The 1,489-nt window shown below is 66.9% G+C and carries 1 pseudogene and 1 CRISPR repeat array; the pseudogene reads left to right on the top strand.

Features of this window, described 5'->3' with window-relative positions:
* Positions 1-93 precede the first annotated feature (93 nt).
* Positions 94-487: a CRISPR direct-repeat array (repeat unit 28 nt; unit sequence GGACCATCCCCGCAGGCGCGGGGCCGAC).
* A gap of 205 nt (positions 488-692) precedes the next feature.
* Positions 693-1,430 (top strand): annotated as a pseudogene (locus tag ACSDR0_RS50535) (CRISPR-associated endonuclease Cas3'').
* Positions 1,431-1,489: the final 59 nt, after the last annotated feature.

Here is a 1,489-nt window from a genome sequence, read left to right as displayed (position 1 = left end):
GGCGACCCAAGAACCTCCCTCCGAGTTCCTCCCGACTGCGTCGGGGATACAACGAAGCGCCTCACGGCGCACACCCGGCGTGCGCGTCTCCACGCACCGGGCCCGCAGGCGCGGGGCCGACCGGTAGCTCAGTGCTGTGTGTGGGGGTGACGGGGGACCATCCCCGCAGGCGCGGGGCCGACTGGGTCAGATGGTGAGGTGGAGGCGGTCGCTGAGGACCATCCCCGCAGGCGCGGGGCCGACGAGGTCTTCACCCACGTCGACCGGATGCCGCAGGGACCATCCCCGCAGGCGCGGGGCCGACCAGCCACTCGTCACACTCGGTAGTGGAGCGGGGGGACCATCCCCGCAGGCGCGGGGCCGACCACACCAACCCCGACCGGGCCATCCGGTCGGGGGGACCATCCCCGCAGGCGCGGGGCCGACCTCTGGACTTCCGGACGAACGATGACATGCGCAGGACCATCCCCGCAGGCGCGGGGCCGACACTTAGTGACCTGCGGCTTTAGCGGCGGCAGGCGCCGAAATTCTTTAGTTGCTCAGCAGGATGGCGCTCCGTCATCGCGGCGGTTGCCCTTAGGAATGATCTAGATGTTAATGCCGTATGTGAGGCGAACAATATCGCAGGCGCCCGCTGAAGCGGTTTTGTCGGTCGAGGTCTCTATGCTCCCCATCCAAGTCAGGAGGGGCTCATGTCGGCACATTGGCATCGCGGTTTTGGTTACGAACCCATCGTCACCCAACAGATAGGAGCATTATGGGGTAAATCCCGCAAGAAAGCGGGCGGGAGGACGAATCTTCTTTTATCGCACTTATTGGACACCGCTGCCGTGGCGGAGCAGCTCTGGGATCACTACCTGGCTCCGGCGACCAAGCAGGAGTTGCAGGACATCTCCGCAGGGCAGGGGCGGCTGTTTTTCTCCTGGCTGTGTGGTGTGCATGATTGCGGGAAGGCCACGCCCGCGTTTCAGAGCGTGGACGGCGAGGACGCCGAGGCGGTACGGCGGGTCGGGCTGACCTGGAACGAGCCCGCCATCAAGCGCAATCGGTGGCGGCATGACAAGGCCGGCGCTCTGATCGTGCGTACCCTCCTTCGCGAGGATGGGTGGTAGGCGCAGCAGATCGCCTGGCTGTGGCCGCTGGTGGCGGGCCACCACGGGGCGTTTCCTTCGGTGGCGGTGTTCGCCGGGCGTAACACGGCGCGCGGCGAACCGCAGGGCAAGGGGCCGGCGTGGGCGAAGGTCCAGCGTGCGCTCGCAGAGACCTTCACCCGATGCCTGGGCTATGAGGATCTCGCCCAGGTGCAGCCGGTGAAGGCTCCGAGCCGCGCGGTGCAGTTGCAGCTCAGTGGTCTCATCGTGATGGCCGACTGGATCGCCAGCGACGAGCGCCACTTTCGCGGCGTCGACGACCTAGGTGTACTGACCTGAGAGGTTAGGTACGCGGCTGGCGGGTGGGTGGCCGCCGAGTGCGGTGTGTGCTCGGTGGT

The sequence above is a fragment of the Streptosporangium sp. G11 genome (genome assembly GCF_051192615.1).
GTDB lineage: Bacteria > Actinomycetota > Actinomycetes > Streptosporangiales > Streptosporangiaceae > Streptosporangium.
This window is presented reverse-complemented; position numbering and strand designations above follow the sequence as displayed.